Annotated in this window: 1 protein-coding gene; it reads right to left on the bottom strand. The window is 35.1% G+C overall.

Features of this window, described 5'->3' with window-relative positions; translation table 11 throughout:
* Positions 1-169: 169 nt before the first annotated feature.
* Positions 170-1,178 (bottom strand): phage major capsid protein (locus KA909_RS13235; RefSeq protein ID WP_210130324.1); only part of this gene is annotated, 1,009 nt, incomplete at its 5' end.

Genomic DNA, 1,178 nt, shown 5'->3' with positions numbered 1-1,178 from the left:
AATACTTAAATCAAATTCTCCAAAACGTGATATCAAATTGTTATAGGACATAGCTAATACACGTTTTAAGTGTTCATCTTCAGTGTCATGAGAAATCTTTGTATATTCTTTAAATTCTTCTAGAATCTCATTTGATATAGTGATGTTTTCCATTTACATCACCCCGTTTCTATGCTTGAGCTGTACCGTCTGTAGTACCACCAGCTGGTGTTGAAGTACGAACTGAAGTAGATAATTTCAAGTCATAAACACGAGATGCGTTATTATCTGCAGGTTGTGCATAAGCAAACGTTTTAGCAGTGTATAAGATACAGTCTTCTAAAGCTAACGTTTGGTCGAATTTCTTAACTGTTAAACCGCCACCACGTACTGCGTCATAACGATCTGATACAAACGCTACTAATTTATTAGCAGGTACAAATTCAGAAGTTACGATTGATACGTTGTAAGGTAATACAGTTACAAAACCACCATTAGCAGTTAAGTATGTGTATCGAGCTTGGATATCCCAAGAATCTTGTGGATTAACAACTAATACAACTTTTCCATCAATTTTTACCGGTTTACCATCTTCTTTAACCGATAAGCCTTTTAATACATCCTTTAATTCATTCACAGTAGTATCTGCATCAGCAAAAGTTAATGTGCCTGATGATGTTTTATCTACAACGCCGCCGTTACTTTGAATATCTTTCATTAAACCAACTGGTTGGTTTTTAGCAGCACCTTCACCAGTTAAGAATCCGGCTTCTAATGCTACTGAAATAGCTTCTTCAATTTGAGTACGAACAAAACGCTCAACCCAATTTGGTCCAAACATTTTTAAATCATCAGGGATAACTACGAAACAAGTTAATTTAGATTGTTTGAATTCTTCTTCACTGAAAGCAGCATCTAATTGTCCTTTAATTTCGCCAAAGATTTTACCCCAAACTGCTTGTCCAGTTGCGTCGGCTTTAATGATACGAGTAACTAAGCCTGCATTTTGGATATTAATTTTAGAAAGTAATGGATGTTCAGTTGATAAGTCATCAAACACACGTTCAATAACTGTTTCAGGTAATAACTTTTCTTCTTTGTAGCCAACTTCTGTATTAATTTCATTAAAGAATTTGCGTTCTTCTGAAGTTAATGGATCTTGTGAGCGTTTTGCTAAGATACCGTTGTCTACTACACGA

The sequence above is a fragment of the Staphylococcus sp. GDX8P54P genome (assembly GCF_017893165.1).
Classification (GTDB): domain Bacteria; phylum Bacillota; class Bacilli; order Staphylococcales; family Staphylococcaceae; genus Staphylococcus; species Staphylococcus borealis.
Note: the sequence above shows the minus strand (reverse complement) of the source record. Positions and strands in the feature narration are given on the sequence as shown.